The organism is Flavobacterium sp. TSSA_36 (assembly GCF_051547165.1).
Lineage (GTDB): Bacteria > Bacteroidota > Bacteroidia > Flavobacteriales > Flavobacteriaceae > Flavobacterium.
Genome location: NZ_JBPTTP010000004.1, coordinates 281,212 through 303,548 on the forward strand (window position 1 = coordinate 281,212; position 22,337 = coordinate 303,548).

Here is a 22,337-nt window from a genome sequence, read left to right on the forward strand (position 1 = left end):
AAAACTTCAGACCTATGTCATTCTATTGGATTAAAACAAATACAATTATTAAAAGATATTTTTCTAACTATATTTGGGATATTCCCAATAAACAAGATTGTATTTATTTAACTTTTGATGATGGCCCCACTCCAGAGATAACGGATTGGGTCCTAAAAGTTTTGAAAGAGGAGAACATCAAAGCCACTTTTTTTTGTATTGGTAAAAACATTCAAGAACATCCATTACTTTTCCAACAAGTAATTACTGAAGGACATGCTATTGGCAACCACACCAATAATCACTTTAACGGCTGGAAAAACAAAGATGCCGTTTATTTGGATAACACGGAAAAATGTGAAGCGATTATCAAATCAAATAGCGGAAAATCCCCTCACTTATTTCGACCACCCTATGGAAGAATCAAACGTAAGCAAGCGAAAATAATTAAAGAAAAAGGATATGAAATAATCATGTGGGATGTTCTTAGTGCAGATTTTGACACTCAAATATCCCCTGAAAAATGCCTTAACAATGTTATTTCCTCAGTAAAAACTGGTAGTATCATTGTTTTTCACGATAGCGTAAAAGCCTCAAAAAACCTAAAATTTGCTCTGCCAAAAGCCATTCATTATCTAAAACAAAAAGGATTTAGATTTGAAACCATACCTTAAAGTTTCAAACCCAAACCCATTATTAGATTTCGTAGTAACATTAAAAGAAAGCAATACTATAATTGATCTTGAACCAATCCTATTATTGTATTAGCATCAAGTTCACCAGATTGCCTCCACATCATTACACCTTCTTTGTAAATCATCAAAGTAGGCAATCCTTTTATCCTCAACACTTCTGCTAATTCTTGATTTTTATCAACATCAATTCGAATTACCTTGGCCTTATCACCTAGGGCAGCAGCTACATCTTTAATAACTGGATGCATCGAAACTGAAGATTCGTTCCAATCAGTGTAAAAATCAATTAACACAGGAACTTGAGCATTTATAAGTTCTCCAAATTTTGACATAAAACCAAAATATTTAATTTATAATACTTTTTATAGAGATGATACTTTGCAAATATAACATTTTTAACCAATTATGCCTTATTTACCCCTTTTTTTAGTTGAAGTACCGTTATCTCTGGCATAATACCCACTCGGCCAGGATAGGCATGAAAACCAAAACCACGATTAACATAAACATATCTTCCGAGATTTTCATACAGTCCTGCCCACTGTTTATAAACATATTGCGCCAAACTCCATTTAAAATATCCCGGGATTTCTATCCCAAACTGCATGCCATGTGTATGTCCTGAAAGCGTAAGATGAAAATGTTTGTCATCATTTTTAACAACATGTTCCCAGTGGCTAGGATCATGACTCATTAGGATTTTAAAATCTTCTTTGGTTAAACCTGCAGCCGCTTTATTCAAATCTCCTGCTTGTTTGAAGTTTTGTCCCCAATTTTCTACACCAACTAACGCTATTTTTTGTCCATCTCGTTCAATAAATGTATGCTCATTAAGCAAAAGAGTGAATCCTATTTGCGCATACAATTGCTTTATGGCTTCAAAATTTGCTGCTTTTTCTTCTTTTGTTTTCCAAGTAACATACTCACCATAATCATGATTCCCAAGCACTGCATATTTCCCGAATGCATGTTTATCTATTCTGTTGAAAGTTTCTAACCAAGGATGCATCTCTTTGGCATGAGTGTTTACAATATCACCCGTAAATAAAATCAAATCTGTTTTTTGTTCATTAATCAAATCAATAGCATAGCTGATTTTCTCAGGATTATCAAAGCTGCCACTGTGCACATCGGATATTTGAGTAATCGTAAACCCGTCAAAGGCATCTGGTAAATCAGGAAAAAAAATAGCTTGTTTGATGACTTTAAAATTATACTTCCCTTCAAAAATGCCATATATCAAAGACAAAAAAGGAATTGCCGCTAAACCTAATCCCACTTGACTAACAAACTTTCTCCGAGAAGGCAAAAAGGTAGCTTCATTATTATTATCTACAAAATGATTAATTACACCTATTACTACTCGAAACACGTCTTCTCCTAACAAAATAAGTGTAATCAAAATTTTTGGCACATAAACCAGCAGCAACAATCCCATAGTGCGAAGACTGGATTGCGTTTGTCCTACTGAACGATCAAATTGAGTAAATCCGTAAACAATATATAGGAGTAAAGCAATGCTAAGTACAGCATATACCCATAAAAAAGTCTTGTTCTTAAGTATTGTTTTGAAAGCCTGAAAAGCATAAGTTTCGATAAGTGCTACAACCAATAAAAAAACTAAAAAGCGAAAAATCATATGGTTTAAATTTAGTACAAATTAACAAAGAAAGTAGGCGCTATAAATCACCTTTCCCAATTTTTAACTTATGTTTTAGAAAAAAAGAGGTAATGTTTCTTCATTAGTTACTTTCCTCCAGAAACAATCATTTTTTTGAACAGAAATAAGAGAATGAAGAATTGCAATGAACAAAATCAAATTCCTTTGTTTATTTTTACCCTTTCAAATTTTAGATTCAAACTACATGTCAACTCAAAAACGCCTTTTCCTTTTAGATGCCTACGCATTGATTTTTCGTGGCTACTATGCTTTTATCAAAAATCCTAGAATCAACTCCAAAGGAATGGATACCTCGGCCATTATGGGATTTATGAACTCTTTGATGGATGTTATCCGAAGAGAAAAACCCGATCACTTGGCAGTGGCTTTTGATAAAGGCGGCAGTGATTATCGGTATGAAATGTATCAAGAATACAAAGCACATCGTGATGAAACACCCGAAGCCATAAAAATTGCCGTTCCCTACATTCAGGAATTGTTAAAGGCAATGCATATTCCAATTATTGAAAAAGCAGGATTTGAGGCCGATGACCTTATTGGAACTTTAGCCAAACAAGCCGAGAAAGAAGGCTATCAAGTATTTATGGTTACTCCTGATAAGGATTTTGCACAATTGGTATCCGAAAATATTTTTATGTACAAACCTGCCCGAATGGGGAATGACATTGAAATCTGGGGAATTCCAGAAGTTTTGGCCAAATTTGAAATTGAACGACCAGACCAAGTGATAGACTTTTTGGGCATGATGGGTGATGCTGCAGATAATATTCCGGGGCTACCAGGAGTTGGCGAAAAAACAGCTAAGAAATTTTTGGCCGAATATGGCACCTTAGAAAACTTGTTGGCCAATACCCATCAACTTAAAGGGGCGATGAAAGAAAAAATTGAAGCCAATAAAGAATTAGGAATTTTATCCAAAAAACTAGCCACTATCCTACTCGATTGTCCTGTTACTTTTGATGCGCTGGATTATGAATTATCCAAACCAGATGTAGAAAAAACGGATGCTTTGTTTCAAGAATTGGAATTTCGTCAAATGAAAACACAATTCGACAAACTTTTTGGAACAGGAAAAGAATATGACGAAATAGTTGGAAATGGAGATGGAAATGAAACGAATCAAGCCACCTCAAAAAAGACTGCGTCAAAAAAATCTGCTGAAAACCAAATGGATTTGTTTGGATTCTCTGATGATGAGAATAGCAACGAAAATGGTTTAAATAAGTTTTACCAAACACTCGAAGACACTCCTCATTTCTACCAAATCATTCAAGGAGATTTTCCAGTAAAATTATTGCTTCAAAATTTATTGCAACAAACTTCCGTATGTTTTGATACTGAAACTACAGGAATCGATGCTTTGAATGCCGAACTAGTTGGCTTATCTTTTTCTTGGGAAAAAGGCAAAGGATTTTACGTTCCATTTCCAGAAAACCAAGATGAAGCTCAAGAATTGATAGAGAAATTCAGCCCTTTTTTCGAAAATGAAACCATAGAGAAGATTGGTCAAAATATGAAATATGATTTGAAAATTTTATCCAACTACAATATTCAAGTCAAAGGAAAACTGTTTGATACCATGATTGCGCATTATTTAATTAATCCAGATATGCGACACAATATGGATATTTTATCTGAAACCTATTTAAAATACAGTCCAAAATCTATCGAAACTTTAATTGGCAAAAAAGGAAAGAACCAGCTATCGATGCGTCAAGTAGCATTAGAAGCTATTAAAGAATATGCTACCGAAGATGCTGACATCACTTTTCAATTGAAGGAGCATTTTCAACCTATTTTAGAAAAAGTGGGAACCAAAAAGTTGTTCGATGACATCGAAATTCCTTTGGTACAAGTATTGGCAGACATGGAAAAAGAAGGGATTAACCTTGATGTTGATTTCCTAAAAAACATGTCGATTGATATGCAAAAAGAAATCGATACCTTCGAACAGCAGATTTATGAAACAGCGGGAGAGAAATTCAATTTGGCTTCCCCAAAACAATTAGGCGATATATTATTCGATAAGCTAAAAATTGGAGGTGCTAAACAAAAGAAAACCAAAACAGGACAATATGCTACTGGTGAAGAAGTTTTATCTTACTTAGCCAATGAACACCAAATTGTTCGTGATATACTCGAATGGCGTCAAATGGTAAAACTGCAAAGTACTTACATTGATGCCTTACCTAATCAGGTCGACAAAAAAACTGGACGAGTACATACCGATTATATGCAAACTGTGGCAGCAACTGGTCGTTTGAGTTCTAATAATCCTAACCTACAAAACATTCCTATTCGTACCGAAAGAGGACGACAAATCAGAAAAGCATTTATCGCACGTGATGAAAATTACACGCTACTTTCTGCGGATTATTCTCAGATAGAATTGCGCATTATCGCCGCTTTATGTGGTGAAGAAAATATGATTAAAGCCTTTCAAAACAAAGAAGACATTCATAAAAGTACGGCCGCCAAAGTGTTCAATGTTCCTTTAGAAGAAGTAACCAAAGAACAACGTAGCCATGCTAAAACGGTCAACTTCGGAATTATCTATGGTGTATCGGCTTTTGGATTAAGCAACCAAACTAATTTGTCTAGAAAAGAAAGTGCTGATTTGATTGAAGCCTATTACAAAACCTACCCAAGATTAAAATCGTTCATACAAGAACAAGTTGATTTTGCCAGAGAAAACGGCTATGTAGAAACCATTTCAGGCAGAAGACGTTATTTAAAAGACATCAATTCTGCCAATGCCATTGTACGTGGAGGAGCAGAACGAAACGCTGTCAATGCCCCTATTCAAGGTTCTGCAGCCGACATCATCAAAATTGCCATGATCAATATTCATAAAAAACTTACTGATGAAAATTGGCAATCCAAAATGTTATTACAGGTTCATGACGAATTGGTGTTTGATGTTCACCATGCAGAACTCGAAAAAATACAACCGATGATCAAACACGAAATGGAGAATGCCTTCAAAATGGCTGTCCCATTGGATGTAGAAATAGGAATAGGAAAAAATTGGCTGGAAGCACATTAAACTAAAAAAAAGGCTCGCAACAAAATAGTTACGAGCCTTTTTTCTATAATTTTAAGAGATTAATTTAAACGAGTAGATTCTCTTTCTTTTAGTTTAGTTTTAATTACTTTGGTTTGATAGGGTAAATGTTCTTCTTTAGATTCTAGTCGCTCAATTAACAAATGAGCCGCTTCTTCACCAATCTCAACACCATGTTGACTTACGGTAGTCAAACTTGGAGACAAACGTCTTGAAGCAAGGATTCCATCAGCAAATCCGATTATTTTCAAATCTTCGGGTATTCTTAATCCTTTTTTCAAACCAAACTTCAAGGCAGCAACAGAATCATCTTCCGCTAAAGCAAAAACACCATCAATAGTATTATTAGTATAAATCGCCTCAACTTTTTTATTAAGCCCTTCGCTAGAATCGGTTCGCAAAATGATATTCTCATTGATAGGTAAATTATTGTTTTTCAAGGCCTGTAAATACCCTTCTAAACGCAATTTTCCAATACTTAGATTATCAATAGTTGAAATTAAAGCAATATTCTTACACCCTGCATCAATTAAAAATTGGGTAGAATCTAAAGCTGCTTCAAAATCATCTACAATTACCTTATCACAGTCAAATTCATCTGTAGTTCTGTCAAACAATACTATTGGAGTACCTTCGCTAATAATTTCCTTAAAATGGGTATACTCATGATTTTTTTGTGCTTCTTCTGAAATAGACAATACGAAACCATCTATCGTTCCGTTGCTCAACATTTCAAGCGTATGTGCTTCTTTATCTAAAGATTCATTTGAAATACACATAATCACATTGTACCCTTTTTTATCAGCGACTTTTTCAATACCACTAAATACTTTTGCAAAAAAGGAATTCAAAATATTAGGAATAATAACACCAATTGTTTTGGTCTTACGATTTTTAAGATTTAAGCCAATCACATTGGGTTTGTAATTTTTTAATTTGGCATACTCCTTAATTTTAATCTTGGTTTGTTCACTAATTTCCGGACTATCATTAAGTGCTTTAGAAACTGTTGAAACCGAAACATTAAGCTCTTTCGCAATTTGTTTTAGAGTGGCTTTCACTTTCATAGGAGTATATTTTAATAATTTGACTTTAAATAAAATACTACAATTAAATATTATCTTCTAAAATTAAGATAAATTATACTATTATTATTTTAACAAATGCAAAAATAAGACAAAAATAGCATCATAAAATGCATTTTTTATAAAAAAAACATAAATATTTCAAGTTCAGCACTAATCTAATCCCTGTCTTTATTTAATCAAATAAGGAGTCTCTATCCATTTATTTAGTGGAGATGCAACAATTAAATTAAAAACTTTAGGAATTTGTTTTTGAAATCTTTTAATAATTTCTTCAGGTACATATTGAGTTGAAAAAGGAACAGTTTGAATGTATTCTTGATTTTCACCAGCATTTCGACCGTACTTATAGTCATAAGTAAATCTGGATTTGTCTGAGTCGGTAATAATTGAAGGATTATTTTGATTGGGTATACTGATAAAAAAATCTGCTTTCTGAGTATGGGGATGATTATTTTCCAATTTTTGCTGAATCAAATATTCATATAAAGCCTCAGCGGTATTCACGGAAGGATCAATCAAATATACATTCGGAGCTATCAAATTTCGGTATAAATATTTACCGTTTAATTGAATATTTCGAAGCTCTATCAAAACCTTTTGAATTTCCTTAGTAAGAAACAGATAGTGAGCACATCCCAAAATCAATGTTTTATCAATAGAAAGAGAAGAATTACCCAAACCTCGAACTTTATATTTTGATCAATATAATTCGCATCTTCATCTACAGCTTCAACTACCCCTACTCAACCTTGACTGTAAAGCTGAATTGTTCCAGTGTAATTATTGGTCATAATGTATTCCTCAATCGCATTTTCGTAACCATTTGAGGCAATAGTTCCGACGGTAGCAAATACTCCAATACTTCCATTTTTTCCAAAAGTTTGCATAGCCCCTTGAACACCAGAATTAATAACACCAATGACTTTAACTTTGGAATTAGTCAACCTTAAAAAATTTCAATATCAGACAATCAATAAGCTGTAGCTGTATTGCAAGCAACTACCATTGTTTTAAAACCTACTTAGGATATGTTTTTTTTAGCATTGACATAAAAAGCATCCTGAAACAAAAAGTGAGCATCTTTAACTATGTGTTCTCGTAACAAATCAGTTTTACCAGTAGCTGCATAATTACCATTCGGCATATTGGCTTGATCTGCCAAATAAATAAAATCCTCGTATTGAAAATCTAAAATGCCATCTGCAACTCATTGTTGATTCGTTTTGCTATCAGAATCTAAATTTAAAATAGCATTCAATACAGTTAATCATCCAGTTCCTGAATCAAAAACATCAATTGGCATAGAAGAATTAATACTAGCATGTTTTGAATAATCATAAAAAAAGAGCTATTCTTATCCCATAAAATCTGCTGTACAATTGTTATATTTAGAGAGAAAATAAATTGAATGGATGAAAACAAAAGAAAATAACACAAAGATTCTGGATAAGAAAATATACAAAATATTTTAAATCAATCAATTAACAATTAAGTACCAAATCTTTTTAAAAAATAATTCTTATTCCATAAATAACACAAAAAACTAAAAGCCCCAGAACTATCCTAGATCACAACATTAAGCATAGTAAAAGATTATTTTACATTAGTATCTGATAATCAATACGAAATAATATTAAAGCTAGGTTTGGTTTTAAAAAAAATAATTGTACTTTTGCACTCCCTTTATTGGGGATGGAATGTTTAATTAAAAATTATTATTGTGAACGCATTAAGCTACAAGACAATTTCAGCAACAAAAGCCAATTCTACAAAAGAATGGATCGTTGTAGATGCTGACGGTCATAACTTAGGACGTCTTGCTTCTAAAGTCGCTATGATTTTAAGAGGAAAGTACAAACCAAGTTATACACCACACGTGGACTGTGGAGATAACGTAATTGTTATCAACTCAGAGAAAATTAACCTTACAGGAAACAAAATGGATGACAAAATTTACATGCGTCATACAGGTTACCCAGGAGGACAAAGAACTTTAACTGCTAAAGTATTACAATCTAAAAACCCAGCGTTATTAGTAGAGAAAGCAGTAAAAGGGATGTTACCTAAAAACAAATTAGGAGCAGAACTTTTCAGAAATTTAAATGTTGTTGTAGGATCTGAGCACAAACAAGGCGCTCAAAAACCTAGAACTGTTAACCTAAACGATCTTAAGTAATGGGAGTTATTCACAAAATCGGTAGAAGAAAAACGGCTGTTGCACGTGTTTATGTTTCAGAAGGAACAGGAGTAATCACTGTAAACAAAAAAGAATTCGCAACTTACTTCCCTACAGCTACTTTACAGTACAAAGTAATGCAACCAATGTCTATGACAGAAAACGCATCAAACTTTGACGTAAAAGTAAACGTTTATGGAGGTGGTGTAACTGGTCAAGCAGAAGCTGTAAGAATGGCAATCGCTCGCGCAATGTGTGAAGTAAATGCTGAAAACAGAGGAGTTTTGAAACCAGAAGGTTTATTAACAAGAGACCCAAGAATGGTTGAACGTAAGAAATTTGGTCAGAAGAAAGCTCGTAAGAGATTCCAATTCTCTAAACGTTAATATTGCCTGTCTTGTGCAATACGTACAAGACTTCGTTTATTTATTGAATTTAAAAACAATGTTGTTATTGTCCCGATGCGTCGGGAGATTAGTTTAGCATCTAAATGTAAGAAGCCGATTCATCGCCATTCCTACATTGCTATAACCAACAGAACGTAAACTAGTACAAAAATGTCAAACAAAGTAGAAGTAAAAGAATTACTAGAAGCAGGTGTTCATTTCGGACACATGACTAGAAAATGGGATCCAAACATGGCTCCTTACATTTATATGGAGCGTAATGGAATCCACATTATCAATCTATATAAAACTGCAGCAAAAATTGAAGAAGCTAACGAAGCTTTGAAAAAAATTGCTGCATCTGGTAGAAAAATATTATTCGTTGCTACCAAAAAACAAGCAAAAGATATCGTAGCTGAAAAAGCAAAAGCTGCAAACATGCCTTACATCACTGAAAGATGGCCTGGTGGAATGTTAACAAACTTTGTTACCATCCGTAAAGCGGTTAAAAAAATGTCTTCTATCGACAAGATGAAAAAAGACGGAACTTTTAACACACTTTCTAAAAAAGAGCGTTTGCAAGTAGATCGTCTTCGTGCTAAATTAGAGAAAAACTTAGGTTCAATCGCTGATATGTCTAGACTACCTGCAGCATTGTTCGTAGTAGATATCAAAGCGGAACACATCGCAATAAAAGAAGCTCAAAAATTAAACATTCCAGTTTTTGCAATGGTTGATACTAACTCTGATCCACGTGAAGTAGATTATGTTATCCCTGCAAATGATGATGCTTCTAAATCAATTGACAAAATTTTATCTTTAGTTTCTGCAGCTGTAATCGAAGGCCTTTCTGATAGAGGTACTGAGAAAGAAGTAGAAGCTGCTCCTGCTACCGAAGAAGTAGCTCCTGAAGCTCCAGCAACTGAAGAATAAATCAAATTTTAAATTCCAAAACTTAAATTCCAAAATCCAAAATCAGAAAATTAACCTTCTGATAAAGTTGGAGTTTGGGATTTGAGAATTGGAATTTTTACTTTTAACATTAAAACACCTTATATTATGGCAACAATTACTGCTGCAGACGTAAATAAATTAAGAACAATCACAGGTGCAGGTATGATGGACTGCAAAAAAGCCTTGGTTGAAGCAGAAGGAGATTTTGATTTAGCAATCGAAAACCTACGTAAAAAAGGACAAAAAGTAGCCGCTAACCGTTCTGATAGAGAATCTACAGAAGGCGCTGTTATCGCTGTTGTAAATGCTGAAAAAACTGCTGGAGTTGTAGTTTCATTAAACTGTGAAACTGACTTCGTAGGTAAAAACGAATCTTTCGTGAAATTAGCCCAAGATTTAGCTGCTTTAGCTTTAAACTTCACTACTAAAGAAGAATTTTTAGCTGCTGATTTCAACGGAATTACTGTTGCTGAAAAATTAATTGAGCAAACAGGAGTTATTGGAGAAAAAATCGAAATTGGTGCTTTCGAAAGATTAGAAGGTGCTTTTATCGGTTCTTACATCCACGCTGGTAACAAAATTGCAACTTTGACTGCTTTGTCTAAAAACATTGAAGGTGCTGACGAAGTAGCTAAAAACATTTCTATGCAAGCTGCTGCAATGGCACCTATCGCTCTTAACGAAGACGGTGTTGATGCTGAAACTATCGCTAAAGAAATTGAAATCGCAAAAGATTTATTACGTCAAGAAGGTAAGCCAGAAGCAATGTTAGACAATATCGCTAAAGGAAAACTAGCTCGTTTCTTTAAAGACAACACTTTAGTAAACCAAGATTACATTAAAGACAACAAATTAAGCGTTGCTGCTTATGCTAAATCTTTAGATAAGGATCTTATCGTAACAGGTTTCAAAAGAGCTGCTTTAGGATAATCTAAACACCTAGAAATTACAAAATTAAGTCCCAACTTTCAAAAGTTGGGACTTTTTTTTGTGTTTAAAAACGCCATAATAAACCAAACAAAAATTCAAACAACATTAATGGAGAACAAAAAAAAGCAGTAGTAAATAAATCACTACCGCTTTAATTGCAAAAAAAATAAAATTTTACTGCCTTTCGTTATTCTCAATAGGAATCATAGTCCCATTACTTGTAGTTTCTTTTTCAACCATTGCAAACAATTTAAACACTAACAATGAACCTACTACACCCAAAACAGACATAAAAATCCAGTTAGCCTCGTAACCCGCATTTTGGATAATTTCCATTCCTGTCTTCGCACTCAAAATATGAGCAAAACTATAACTCATTGTAAATGCCGCCATATATTTTCCTTCTCTTTGCTCATAGGATCGCTCCATGGCAAATGAGTTTGCAAAAGGAAACGTCAACATTACTCCACAAGTCATAAACAACATCATCGGAATCAACATTCCTTCCCAGGAAAACAACAAAAACAAAAAACTGGTTGCCATCAAAACTAATCCGATAAAAATAACCCTATGATTGTTGATATTATTCCTACTTACATAATTAACTATCGGAAGTTCAAAAAGCAAAATAAGCAATCCGTTTAGGCTCAACAAGAGTCCACTATCAAATTCAGACATATTAAATTGCTCTTTGTGGTACAGCGGCAAGGTGGTGAAAATTTGAAAAAACAATATTCCAGTGATTAGACAAATTACTAAATGCAACATAAAAGGCTTGTCTTTCATCACAGAGACATTTTTGACCAATACTTTATCAGAAGCTAATTTAACAGGCAATGCTTTTTCTTTTACAAATAGAACAAAAACAATAATCGCTAAAATACAAGTTGCGCCATCCGCATAAAAAATATACTCATATCCCGATTGCATGATAATCAAACCTCCCAACACAGGCCCAAAAAGGAAACCTAAATTAACTGCCGCTCGCGTTAGCGAATAAGCACTAGCCCTATTTTCTTTGGTTGTAAACGTTTTTAAGCATACCAACATGGCAGGTCTAAACATATCCGCTATAGTAGTCAAAACTAAAATTCCAACACAAAGCTCTTCGAATGTCGAAGCATAATGCAACAAAATAAATACTATTCCACTCGCAAATAAACTAAAAACCATGACTTTGTAAAAGCCAATCTTGTCGGATAATTTTCCGCTCAACCAAGTCCCTATAATAGAACCCATCCCGAAAAAAACCATCACCCAACCTATTTGACTGTAGGTAAAATGTAAGTTCTCTTTCATATACTTTGACAGAAAGGGAACCACCATCGTTCCAGCTCGGTTAATAAAAGTTATCAAAGTAAGTATCCAAATCTCTTTTGGAAAATCTTTAAAATTGTTTAGGTATTTTTGTATCATAACTCATTTTTTTTGGGGCAAAAAATTTTTTTATAAAAGCAAAAATAGATTTTTTTTTGACCAAGGCAATAGAGAAATGTTAAATTAACTTAACAAATTCAAAATAATTATTATCTTTTTTTTGATAAATAAAAAAGGACAAAAAAAACATTGTAGTTTTCATTTTTTATATAGTTTTGCAGGTGAACCCCAAATCGACATTACCATGAAAGAAAAAATTTACTTTGCCTTCGCATTTCTTTGCTTTTCATTTTCTTCCTACTCCCAACTTTACGGAGGCATAGAAATTGGAAGTAAAGGCGTTAAAATGACCGTTCTAGAGGTAGAAAACCTAAAGAAAAATTACTACGACGTAAAAGAATTTTGGACTGAAAACGTTGGTATTGCAACTGGTATCTCTATTGATGGTACTTTATTTAAAGAAGACATAGAAAGAGCCGTGGCGGTAGTACTGATGAATTACAACAAAATGCTAACGGAATACAAAATTGAGGATAAAAATATTTTCATAGTAGCCTCTTCAGGAGTTGGTTTGGCTACCAACACAAGCGAGCTTACGGAAAAAATCAAAGCTTTAACAAAAAAAAATACAGAAGTTATTTCTTCTTCCATTGAAGCGAGATTACTTTTGAAAGGTTGTATTCCTCCCAAAAACTATATGAATTCAGTAATTATAGATATTGGAGGTGGTAACACCAAAGGAGGCTATGCAAAAGAGATCAATGGTTCTGGTGTTTTCTTCCCAATTTCCTCTGATATTGGAACAGTAACATTAACAGAGCTTATTAACAAAAAATGTAAACAAAAGACAGTTTTTGAATTCAACGAAGTTTTATTTGACTATCTCCCTACCCTGAGAGAAACATTCAAAAAAATGTACACTAATCGTCCTGAATCGCAACAAAAAAACAATGTGTATATTTCAGGCGGTGCGGCTTGGGCGTTTTACACCTTATTTACTGGACAAAAAGCCGAAGAAAATTTCACCCAAGTAACTTATGATGATATCTTATCATTGAAAGCAATTGCGGAAAACAATTACCAACGATTTGCGATTGACGCAGAGAGCAATACAGAGAAGAAAAAAGTACTCAACACTTACCAACAAAAAAACTTAATTGCAGCTTTCAATCTTTTGGAAACTTGTCTAGAAGTAATTCCTGACATGAAAAACAAAAAGATTTATTTTGCCAAACAGGGTCAAATTGCCTGGTTAGTAAGCTATGTGTTTGATAACGCTAGAGGTGTAAAACAGATATACTAAATCTCAAAAAACCAATAAGTCATTTTAATCCCATTCGTTTTACGTTTGGGATTTTTATTTAACAATTGTTCCAAATCCTATACTTAAAATAAAATAGTACATTTGAAAAACTAAAAACTATGTTTCAAACCCGTAAAGATTTTGTTTTTGTCATTCTTGCTGGTATTTTTATCACCAACGCAGTTACTGCCGAATTAATTGGTGGTAAATTAATCCAAATTGGCCCTTTCGTGATGAGTATTGGAATTTTACCTTGGCCAATAGTGTTTTTGACAACCGATTTAATCAATGAATATTTTGGTGAAAAAGGGGTTCGCAAGCTTTCCTTTATTACAGCCTGTCTCATCGCTTACTCTTTTATTATTTTATTATTAGCAATGACAATTCCTGCTGCCAAGGGAATAAGCCCGGTCAATGACGAACAATTTCAAGCCGTTTTCGGACAAAGTATGTGGATCATTGTGGGAAGTATCATCGCATTTTTGGTATCTCAACTTATAGACGTTACCGTATTTTGGTTCTTTAAAAATCGAACCGGTGATACTAAAATTTGGTTAAGAACCACAGGCTCTACGGTTGTTTCACAACTTTTCGATTCGTTTATCGTTTTAGGAATTGCATTTTGGTTGCCAGGAAAAATCAACTTTGAAACCTTTTTAACTTCAGCATTAACGGGGTATGCTTTTAAACTTTCTATAGCAATACTACTCACTCCAGTTATTTATGCGGGGCATCATTTAATTAAAAAATTCCTTTCTAAAGACAATGAATAGTGCTTTGATTTTAGATTTATTTGGCATTTTTTCTTTCGAATATCATTATTTTTACACCTAACAAAAGAACGAATTCCATCAAACACTCGATTTAAATCGTTAAAAATGAACAAACCACTACCATTTCTTTTGCTCCTTTTTCTTTTACTATTCTTAGGTTGCAATAGTAATACCACAGAAACACAAGACAACATAGAGAATAAAAAAAACAAAATTGACGCAATAAATTCAGAAGATAATTCACTTACAGATTCAAGTAAAACGGTGCTTTCCGAGAAAGAAAATAATGCTACATCAAAAAACTATCACCCAAAAAAAGAGGCCACTACTTTTGAAAATCCTGAAACAATAGTAGAAAAAGAAGATGTAACAGCCGAAAAAATTATTGAATCCCCATTAAAAGTTCTATTCAAATATGGTGAAATTGGAAGAACGTACACTAAAAAAGAGCTGATCGAACACTACAATTTTCCAAAAGAATCTTTAGGGTTTGTAAAAAATGTGACCTACACAGGGCAAAACACCTTATATTTCAAATGGGGATCCACATGGCTTATAGAGAAAGTTTCAGATGCAAAATTCCAAAACGGACCGATGACTTTTGATTTCAAAAAAGATAAAACTATTATAAAAGGTGGCGCTATTGGAATCAAATACAACAAAAAAATTTATACTGAATTAATTATTAAAAATGGTAATGCCTACATTCCAAATGTCAAAGGGTTTTACTGGGAAATCAAAAAGTAATGAACCAAGAAGTATACCGTTGCGGATGGTGCAACTCCAGCGAATTGTACCAAAAATATCATGATAAAGAATGGGGAACTCCAGTTTATGATGATGCCACTTTATTTGAATTTCTACTCCTTGAAACCTTTCAAGCGGGTTTGAGTTGGATTACAATCTTAAATAAAAGAGACAATTTCCGTAATGCATTTGACGCTTTTGATTACCTAAAAATTGAAAAATATTCTGATGACAAAATTCAAGAATTATTGCAAGATGCTGGTATTATTCGCAACAAACTAAAAGTTTATTCCGCTGTAACCAACGCTCAAAATTTCATTAAAATCCAAAAAGAGTTTGGAAGCTTTTCGCAATACATTTGGGCTTTTGTGGACCACAAACCCATTGATAATTGCCCTAAAACCTTAAAAGAAGTTCCAGCTACCTCCACAATATCGAACGCGATAAGCAAAGATTTAAAAAAACGGGGATTTAAGTTTGTAGGCTCAACCGTTATTTACGCACACATGCAAGCCACCGGAATGGTGAATGATCATATAGAAAATTGTTGGACTAGGAACAAAGAATAACTATTTTACCCGTTTAAAATTCGCATAAAATCCTCACGTTCTATTTCCACACAACCCAAACTGGCTAAATGGTCGTTGTACACTTGACAATCCAAAAGGCGGTAGTTATTGATTCTAAGATGGTTTACTAACGCTATAAAAGCAACTTTAGACGCATTAGAAACCAAAGAAAACATACTTTCGCCACAAAAAACATGTCCTAAATCAACACCATACAACCCTCCTACCAATTGATTGTCTTGCCACACCTCTACTGATTTTGCAATGCCTAATTCGTGTAATTTGCAATAGGCCTCAATCATATCATTTGTAATCCAAGTTCCTGTTTGTCCTTCGCGTTTTACTTGTTGGCAATGAGAAATAACCGCTCTAAAATCTTGGTTAAAGGTGACTTTAAAAACATTTCGATTCAAAATATTTCGCATACTTTTAGAAACTACCAAGTCCTCAAGAAACAGTACCATTCTTGGATTAGGCGACCACCAAATAATGGGCTGATCGTCCTCAAACCAAGGAAAAATTCCACTTGAATAAGCCAATTGTAAGCGTTCAGGTGACAAATCGCCTCCAAGAGCCAATATCCCGTCAGCATTTGCCTCAGAAACAGGCGGAAAAAATAATTTTTCAGTTAAATAATACATCTTTTATGGTCAAAAATTGAAGGACTATGCGGGCAAAAAAAATCCAAATTCCAAATACATCGCAATGCTTTGGAATTTGGAAATAAAAACTTGAAAATGATTCTTTTAGAAAGGCAAATCGTCAGCTTCTTCTTCATTGAAGCTAGTGGCAGGTGCGAAAGCCTCAGCGGCAGGCATTGGTGGCGCTGCTGCAGGTGCTGTTGTTGCTGCTGCAACTTGTTTCTCGATTCTCCACCCCACGATAGTATTAAAGTGTTTTACCTCTCCTTGTGGACTCACCCACTCTCTACCACGCAAATTGATGGAGACTTTTACTTGTTCTCCAATGGCGAAATTGTTCAACAAATCCGTTTTGTCTTGTTGAAATTCAATTGAAACATGTTGTGGATATTGCTCATCAGTGGTAACCACAACTTCTCTTTTCTTAAAAGAGGCACTTACTTGTTGAACAGGATTAATTAATTTTACTCTTCCTAAAACTTCCATACTACTTAAATTTATTTATTGGCTAATAATAACTTCCAAGCATTAATCGCTTTTCCATTATCTAAATACTCTTTTGCTTTTTGAAATTTCTTATCCATATCATCGGCACTAAGGACCGCTTTGACTTCAAAATTTTCTTTTACAAATATAGCAATTTCTTCTTCGGTTGGTATTTTTTCTATATTTCCCATTTTTCCTAAATCATTTCCATCAAAATGAGTGCTTTCCTTGATAAAATCAGGAAGCGCATCCACCCCTATTCCGAGTGTATTCAGTGGTTTTTCAACCTCAAACATCCCTTCATTCGCTCTAGAATACCAATTCCCACCCAAACGGGACACCAAGTCGATTTTATGCTGATCGATGGCTCCATTAGTATCCAAAACAGCTTCGCTAATATGTAACTTCACCACTTCACATACAATTAAATTACCCGCTCCTCCTTCCGTTCCTAAAGCTATAATTTGAGTCACTTTACATTCAAACTGAACGGGAGATTCTTTTACGCGATGGGGCTTTACGAGATCTGAGGGAATGGCAGTAAAACCAGATTTCAAAAACTCATTTACTCCTTCAGGATATTCAGTACTCGACAAAGAAGTTTGCTGCACCATATCATAATTCACTACATTTATCACCACTTCACGTGTAGCTTCAGCATTTTGCAAAGTATGTTTTGTTGTATTATCCCGAACTCGACGTGCGGGAGAAAACACCAATATGGGCGGATTGGCACTAAAAACATTAAAAAAACTAAAAGGGGACAAATTCGGAACTCCTTTAGCATCTACAGTACTAGCAAAGGCAATCGGTCGGGGACCAACACTACTTTGCAAATACCCTTGCAATTGGGCGGTGGGAATACTTTTGGGATCTATACTTACCATAAGAGAAAAATTAAAGGCTATTTCGCCACTACAAAAGTAAACAAAAGCTCGAGTATTTTAGAGTGGAATCGACCGATAAAATTGATAAAAAATGAAATGATACTGGCTTTTTATTGTTCCAAAATAGAAATAAATCTATCATTTATTCGTTATCTTTATCCAGTATGTTTGTGCAACTGCGTCTTATAAAAACGCAAATTGCACAAACAATTATGGACAAAAAATTTGGTTCCTTTACTATCATTACAAGATTTGACAACTACAAAATAGTTATCGTTTAAAAAAAAACCTATGCATTTTTCAACAAAAAGAAACACAACCCGATGGATTATTATCACTTCCTCTTTTTGCCTTGTTTCTTTAATTCTATGGAATACCTATTCCTTTTTTCAGGTTTTTAAAGAAGAAGAACGGATCAAAATGAATCTTTGGGCCCATGCGCAGAAAACATTGATTAACGCAGATGCAAATACCGATGTAGCGCTACCTTTATTGATTTTTAGCAACAATACTTCCATTCCGATTCTACTTACTGAACAAGAGCGCATCATAAACACTGTAAATATTGATCCCGTAATTATAAACAATCCTTTAAAAGCACAACTCTTTTTAGAACAGTTAAAAAACGAGAATGACCCCATTACGATAGCCTATGCTCCAGGAAAAATTCAAAAATTGTATTATGGAAATTCGGCATTATTAAACCAATTAAAATATTATCCCGTCGCCTTACTTCTTATTATTGTTCTTTTTGCGGCCTTAGTTTTCAATTACTACAAAAGTGCCAAAATAGCTACACAAAACAAGCTTTGGGCAGGAATGGCCAAAGAAACGGCACATCAAATCGGCACTCCTTTATCTTCCCTGATTGGTTGGGTAGAACTTTTAAAAACGGAAGATGTTGCAGAATCGACCACTTTAGAGATTGAAAAAGATATCGAACGATTACAAACCATTACCGATCGGTTTTCTAAAATTGGTTCAGAGCCGGTGCTTGAAACGAAAGATATTGTGGCAGAAACATTACTTTCCTATGATTATTTGCAATCTCGATTTTCGAAACAAATTACATTTTCACATTCGGCTCCTGATAAATGTATACCGGTAGCTTTGAATGCAACATTACACAGTTGGACTATCGAAAACATGGTAAAAAATGCTATCGACGCCATGAAAGGTAAAGGAAGTCTTCATTTACAAATTGAGGAAGACGGAGCTGCCGTAAAAATATCGATAACCGACACCGGAAGCGGCATTCCTAAAAATTTGTTTCAAAAAATCTTCGAACCCGGTTTTACCACCAAAAAAAGAGGCTGGGGACTCGGCTTGTCTTTAACCAAACGAATTGTAGAGGAATATCACAAAGGTAACATCAAAGTACTACATTCGGAAGTTGGAAAAGGGACTACCATGCAACTAGTTTACATAATAAATTGATTTACTAACCTTGTATGCTTTTTTTTGGTTAATTTTAGTAGATTAACTTCAAAATATTTACTTATGGAATTTTTGTATTTTCTTTTAATCGGCGCCATTTCAGGATGGCTTGGCGGACAGCTATGGAAGGGCAGTGGTTTTGGCTTATTCGGAAATATCCTTGTAGGCATTATTGGAAGTGTCATCGGAGGGTGGCTTGCTGGTAATTTAGGAATTGGAGGAGGAGGAATTCTCTGGCAAATTATCATTGCTGCTGGAGGTGCATGGGTTTTAGTTTTTGCTATCAGTTTGTTCAAAAAATAATTTTCATTTTTTATCCTAAAAAAGGGATTACAAATAGAAATCCCTTTTTTATTTATAAAGTGATTAAAACTAATTTAAAGGCACACCAAACCACGTGACTTTAGCAAACATAGATTTTCTTCCCAATTTACCTTTGCTCAAATATTCCCTTACGAATTTTTCTTGTTCCTCAATTTGTTGTAGCAATTCCCCTAAATTTTTCCGAAAAGAAAGCAACATCGCTTTATTGGACTCCAAAACAGGCCCCAACGACTCTATTTTTTTTTGACACGTCAGTACTTTCTCTTTTGGAGTAGTGATCATCGCCAAAAGAGCTTCATCAGAGGACATGGGCTTAAAATGTTTGTTACGATAAAAAATAAAGTCATTAAACAAAGCCGTTGCCGCATTGCTTTCCTCAATAATCGCATTCATTTTTTCAACAGCACCATTGTTTCGCAAACCCGCCAATTCCATTTTTTTGGTGGACCAATAGGATTCTATTAAAGGGCTTATTATTTCACTAGCTTCAATTCGTTTTATTTCCTCAAACAATTTAATTTCTTCTGATTTGGAATTCAAACTTTCAATGGTTGCCATACAGTCAAAATTGCTAATCTTCAAATGCGATTTGGGATTGCCAGTAATGAAACGCCGATTGCTAATTGGAGCATTTGATAATTGCCATAAATAGTCAAAAGGCATGTGCGTCAAAACCATAGTTGCAGGCGGAGTCTTAAAATAACTAGTATTGAGCTTTTTGGTAAACACCTTTTTATTCACTGTACCAGCCGCCCAAGTTGGGTCAAAAAAATACCACTTTCCATTACTTTTAACAATGTTCCAAGCATGTGACAACGAAGAAACCTGGCCAAATTGCTTGGTATAGCCTTCGACTATTTTACTCTCAAATCCTAACTGTTTGACTATAGCATCAAAAACCTCAGCGTAATGAATACAGACTCCTTTGCGTAATTTGAGTGTTTTTAATACTTTTTGTTCGGGTGAATCACTAAAATCGATGGTCTCCATAGTAGCAACATCGTAATTTATGTTTGAAGCTACCCAAATAAAGGAGGCACGTAAACGTTCGTCATCCGTTTTAAAATTTGCAGCGATATAATCTGTGATACCAGAAATAGAAGTAGTAGCGGCTACAGGTATTCCCGCCATTTTAGAATCTATCCAAGAGTAACTCGGTTTGTTTTGTCCAAAAACACCAACAGAACAAAAAACCAAAAAGCTTAAAAAAAATTTCATAGAAATTGAGAAAAAAAAAAACACGAACTACCCAAAAGGCTATTCGTGCTTAAATATAGATATAATTAATTTTATAAATTTTGTCCAATTTTAAAGGCCAAAGCGTCAAACTCAGCTGGAGTCAAACTCACTTTATTTTGAAAACGCATTTCATTCATTTCATTAATCGGAATCAAATGAACATGGGCGTGCGGTACTTCAAGACCAATAACCGCCATTCCGATTCGTGCACATGGAATTGTTTTTTCGAGAGCAGTAGCTACTTTTTTAGAAAATTGCATTAATCCGATATACAATTCATCATCTAAGTCAAAAAGCTTATCAATTTCTTGTTTTGGAATACAGAGTGTATGCCCAACCGCATTGGGATTCACATCCAAAAAAGCTAAAAATTGTTCGTCTTCAGCTACTTTATAACAAGGAATTTCACCTTGAACTATTTTGGTAAAAATACTGCTCATAATGCTTCGTTTTAGTCGCGAGAAATTTCAATAATTTCAAATTTCAATACCCCGTTAGGTACCGTAATTTCGGCAACTTCCCCTACTTTTTTGCCCAGTAAGCCCTTCCCTATTGGAGAAGTTACGGATATTTTTCCGGTTTTCAAGTCAGCTTCACTCTCCGCCACCAAGGTATATTTCATTTCCATACCATTTCCTTGATTTTTGATTTTTACATTCGAATGCACCAATACTTTCGATACATCCAATTGCGATTCATCAATCAATCGAGCATTGGCATACACTTCCTCTAATTTAGCAATACGCATTTCTAATAAACCTTGCGCTTCTTTAGCAGCATCGTACTCTGCATTTTCAGACAAATCGCCTTTATCTCTTGCATCGGCTATGTCTTGCGAAGCTTTCGGGCGCATCACACCTTTCAAATGATCCAACTCTTCTTTTAACTTTTTTAATCCTTCTGCTGTATAATACGATACTTTACTCATAACTTTTTTATTAATAATTACAAGGCACCCCCTGTTGCCTTACCCCTAAAACCAATACAATACAATTGACTTTCTTACGTTTTACAGTACGCGACCTGAATGATATAAATAGAAAAAATCCCATCGGGACGGGATTTCTTTCCGCAAATATACTACTTTTTTTTAATGCAATAATTAAATGTTAACAATAACGAATCCAAATGTAAATAAATTAAATTTGTTTCACTAATCTTAGATCTTAATTTAAAATGATAAAAAAATGGCTTTTTCTACTCACCATCACGCTATTCACCAGTTGTAGCAACAATAACACCTCCAATAAAAACCCTTTCCTTCCCAATTATTCATTTAGTGTAGACTTGAACACCAGTTTACCTGCCTATTCCAACTTGAAATTCCCCAGCAATGCCGTATTTTTTCCTAATGCAGGCATTCGCGGACTTATCGTTTTTAATACCGGAAGTGGCTACAATGCCTTTGATGCCGCTTGTCCCAATCAAGCCTTGAGCAATTGCTCCACTATGACCATCAAAGGAATCAATGCCGTTTGTGCCTGCGATACTAAAGAATACAGTTTGTTCACCGGTTTAAGCGACCTACAATATCCGATGAAGCAATACCGTGTAGAAGTAATTGGAAGCGTGATTAGAGTGTATAATTAACATTTGGGCGT

General features: G+C 34.4%; 25 protein-coding genes. 13 read left to right on the forward strand and 12 right to left on the reverse strand.

The genetic code is table 11. The annotated features are described in order from the left end of the window. Positions 1-14: 14 nt before the first annotated feature. A complete protein-coding gene (locus ACSVH7_RS10395; protein WP_438066626.1) occupies positions 15-653 on the forward strand; it encodes a polysaccharide deacetylase family protein in 639 nt (212 codons plus the stop codon). A 56-nt stretch (positions 654-709) separates the two neighbouring features. On the opposite strand, the gene ACSVH7_RS10400 is transcribed toward ACSVH7_RS10395, so the two are convergent. Together ACSVH7_RS10400 and ACSVH7_RS10405 are read right to left on the reverse strand one after the other, a co-directional pair. Continuing rightward, positions 710-1,006: a thioredoxin family protein gene (locus ACSVH7_RS10400; protein WP_438066627.1), complete on the reverse strand. Its 297-nt coding sequence runs from the start codon at positions 1,004-1,006 to the stop codon at positions 710-712. Positions 1,007-1,077: 71 nt separating this feature from the next. After that, positions 1,078-2,313: a metallophosphoesterase gene (locus ACSVH7_RS10405; RefSeq protein WP_438066628.1), complete on the reverse strand. Its 1,236-nt coding sequence runs from the start codon at positions 2,311-2,313 to the stop codon at positions 1,078-1,080. A gap of 226 nt (positions 2,314-2,539) precedes the next feature. Here ACSVH7_RS10405 and polA point away from each other — a divergent pair, with 226 nt between their 5' ends. Continuing rightward, positions 2,540-5,401, forward strand: coding sequence for a DNA polymerase I (gene polA, locus ACSVH7_RS10410; RefSeq protein WP_438066629.1), 2,862 nt, complete (start codon positions 2,540-2,542; stop codon positions 5,399-5,401). A gap of 59 nt (positions 5,402-5,460) precedes the next feature. Here polA and ACSVH7_RS10415 read toward each other — a convergent pair whose 3' ends face one another. From ACSVH7_RS10415 to ACSVH7_RS10425, 3 genes are all read right to left on the reverse strand, one after another. Further along, positions 5,461-6,486, reverse strand: a complete 1,026-nt coding sequence (locus ACSVH7_RS10415; protein ID WP_438066630.1) for a LacI family DNA-binding transcriptional regulator — start codon at positions 6,484-6,486, stop codon at positions 5,461-5,463. 189 nt (positions 6,487-6,675) lie between these two features. Then, entirely contained in the window at positions 6,676-7,185 is a 510-nt protein-coding gene (locus ACSVH7_RS10420; RefSeq protein ID WP_438066631.1) for a hypothetical protein, read from the reverse strand. A 65-nt stretch (positions 7,186-7,250) separates the two neighbouring features. After that, entirely contained in the window at positions 7,251-7,451 is a 201-nt protein-coding gene (locus ACSVH7_RS10425; RefSeq protein WP_438066632.1) for a hypothetical protein, read from the reverse strand. Positions 7,452-8,227: 776 nt separating this feature from the next. Between ACSVH7_RS10425 and rplM the strand changes: the two genes are divergently transcribed. From rplM to tsf, 4 genes are all read left to right on the forward strand, one after another. Further along, positions 8,228-8,683 (forward strand): 50S ribosomal protein L13, encoded by a 456-nt coding sequence (gene rplM, locus ACSVH7_RS10430; RefSeq protein WP_438066633.1) that lies wholly within the window; start codon positions 8,228-8,230, stop codon positions 8,681-8,683. Continuing rightward, positions 8,683-9,069, forward strand: a complete 387-nt coding sequence (gene rpsI / locus ACSVH7_RS10435) for a 30S ribosomal protein S9 (RefSeq protein ID WP_024980376.1) — start codon at positions 8,683-8,685, stop codon at positions 9,067-9,069. The genes rplM and rpsI overlap by 1 nt, the downstream gene beginning before the upstream one ends. Positions 9,070-9,240: 171 nt before the next feature. Further along, positions 9,241-10,002, forward strand: a complete 762-nt coding sequence (rpsB, locus tag ACSVH7_RS10440; protein ID WP_078211009.1) for a 30S ribosomal protein S2 — start codon at positions 9,241-9,243, stop codon at positions 10,000-10,002. Between the two features lie 126 nt (positions 10,003-10,128). Next, positions 10,129-10,953, forward strand: a complete 825-nt coding sequence (tsf, locus tag ACSVH7_RS10445) for a translation elongation factor Ts (RefSeq protein WP_438066634.1) — start codon at positions 10,129-10,131, stop codon at positions 10,951-10,953. 174 nt (positions 10,954-11,127) lie between these two features. On the opposite strand, the gene ACSVH7_RS10450 is transcribed toward tsf, so the two are convergent. Continuing rightward, the gene (locus ACSVH7_RS10450) at positions 11,128-12,369 is read right to left on the reverse strand and encodes an MFS transporter (RefSeq protein ID WP_438066635.1); all 1,242 of its coding nucleotides are present in this window, start codon (positions 12,367-12,369) and stop codon (positions 11,128-11,130) included. 205 nt (positions 12,370-12,574) lie between these two features. Between ACSVH7_RS10450 and ACSVH7_RS10455 the strand changes: the two genes are divergently transcribed. From ACSVH7_RS10455 to ACSVH7_RS10470, 4 genes are all read left to right on the forward strand, one after another. After that, the gene (locus tag ACSVH7_RS10455; RefSeq protein ID WP_438066636.1) at positions 12,575-13,633 is read left to right on the forward strand and encodes a Ppx/GppA phosphatase family protein; all 1,059 of its coding nucleotides are present in this window, start codon (positions 12,575-12,577) and stop codon (positions 13,631-13,633) included. Positions 13,634-13,752: 119 nt separating this feature from the next. After that, positions 13,753-14,406 carry a queuosine precursor transporter gene (locus tag ACSVH7_RS10460; protein ID WP_438066637.1) on the forward strand — a complete coding sequence of 218 codons (654 nt, stop codon included), beginning with the start codon at positions 13,753-13,755 and terminating at the stop codon, positions 14,404-14,406. Positions 14,407-14,511: 105 nt separating this feature from the next. Beyond that, on the forward strand, positions 14,512-15,153 hold the full coding sequence (locus ACSVH7_RS10465; RefSeq protein WP_438066638.1) for a hypothetical protein: 642 nt from the start codon (positions 14,512-14,514) through the stop codon (positions 15,151-15,153). Further along, entirely contained in the window at positions 15,153-15,722 is a 570-nt protein-coding gene (locus ACSVH7_RS10470) for a DNA-3-methyladenine glycosylase I (protein WP_438066639.1), read from the forward strand. Before ACSVH7_RS10465 ends, ACSVH7_RS10470 begins: the two co-directional genes overlap by 1 nt. 5 nt (positions 15,723-15,727) lie before the next feature. Here ACSVH7_RS10470 and aat read toward each other — a convergent pair whose 3' ends face one another. From aat to ACSVH7_RS10485, 3 genes are all read right to left on the reverse strand, one after another. Further along, positions 15,728-16,363 carry a leucyl/phenylalanyl-tRNA--protein transferase gene (gene aat / locus ACSVH7_RS10475; RefSeq protein ID WP_438066640.1) on the reverse strand — a complete coding sequence of 212 codons (636 nt, stop codon included), beginning with the start codon at positions 16,361-16,363 and terminating at the stop codon, positions 15,728-15,730. A 105-nt stretch (positions 16,364-16,468) separates the two neighbouring features. After that, positions 16,469-16,849, reverse strand: a complete 381-nt coding sequence (locus ACSVH7_RS10480) for a DUF3127 domain-containing protein (RefSeq protein ID WP_438066641.1) — start codon at positions 16,847-16,849, stop codon at positions 16,469-16,471. An 11-nt stretch (positions 16,850-16,860) separates the two neighbouring features. Next, the gene (locus ACSVH7_RS10485; protein WP_438066642.1) at positions 16,861-17,736 is read right to left on the reverse strand and encodes a flavin reductase family protein; all 876 of its coding nucleotides are present in this window, start codon (positions 17,734-17,736) and stop codon (positions 16,861-16,863) included. A gap of 291 nt (positions 17,737-18,027) precedes the next feature. Here ACSVH7_RS10485 and ACSVH7_RS10490 point away from each other — a divergent pair, with 291 nt between their 5' ends. Continuing rightward, positions 18,028-19,173: a sensor histidine kinase gene (locus ACSVH7_RS10490; protein ID WP_438066643.1), complete on the forward strand. Its 1,146-nt coding sequence runs from the start codon at positions 18,028-18,030 to the stop codon at positions 19,171-19,173. Between the two features lie 63 nt (positions 19,174-19,236). After that, positions 19,237-19,476, forward strand: a complete 240-nt coding sequence (locus tag ACSVH7_RS10495) for a GlsB/YeaQ/YmgE family stress response membrane protein (RefSeq protein WP_438066644.1) — start codon at positions 19,237-19,239, stop codon at positions 19,474-19,476. Between the two features lie 69 nt (positions 19,477-19,545). On the opposite strand, the gene ACSVH7_RS10500 is transcribed toward ACSVH7_RS10495, so the two are convergent. The 3 genes from ACSVH7_RS10500 to greA form a co-directional block, all read right to left on the reverse strand. After that, complete coding sequence (locus tag ACSVH7_RS10500) at positions 19,546-20,715, reverse strand: transglutaminase domain-containing protein (protein WP_438066645.1); 1,170 nt, start codon at positions 20,713-20,715, stop codon at positions 19,546-19,548. Positions 20,716-20,786: 71 nt separating this feature from the next. Further along, a complete protein-coding gene (locus ACSVH7_RS10505; RefSeq protein WP_438066646.1) occupies positions 20,787-21,176 on the reverse strand; it encodes an HIT family protein in 390 nt (129 codons plus the stop codon). Positions 21,177-21,187: 11 nt separating this feature from the next. Beyond that, positions 21,188-21,664, reverse strand: coding sequence for a transcription elongation factor GreA (gene greA / locus ACSVH7_RS10510; protein WP_438066647.1), 477 nt, complete (start codon positions 21,662-21,664; stop codon positions 21,188-21,190). 248 nt (positions 21,665-21,912) lie between these two features. Between greA and ACSVH7_RS10515 the strand changes: the two genes are divergently transcribed. Next, on the forward strand, positions 21,913-22,326 hold the full coding sequence (locus ACSVH7_RS10515) for a hypothetical protein (RefSeq protein ID WP_438066648.1): 414 nt from the start codon (positions 21,913-21,915) through the stop codon (positions 22,324-22,326). The last annotated feature ends 11 nt before the right edge of the window (positions 22,327-22,337 follow it).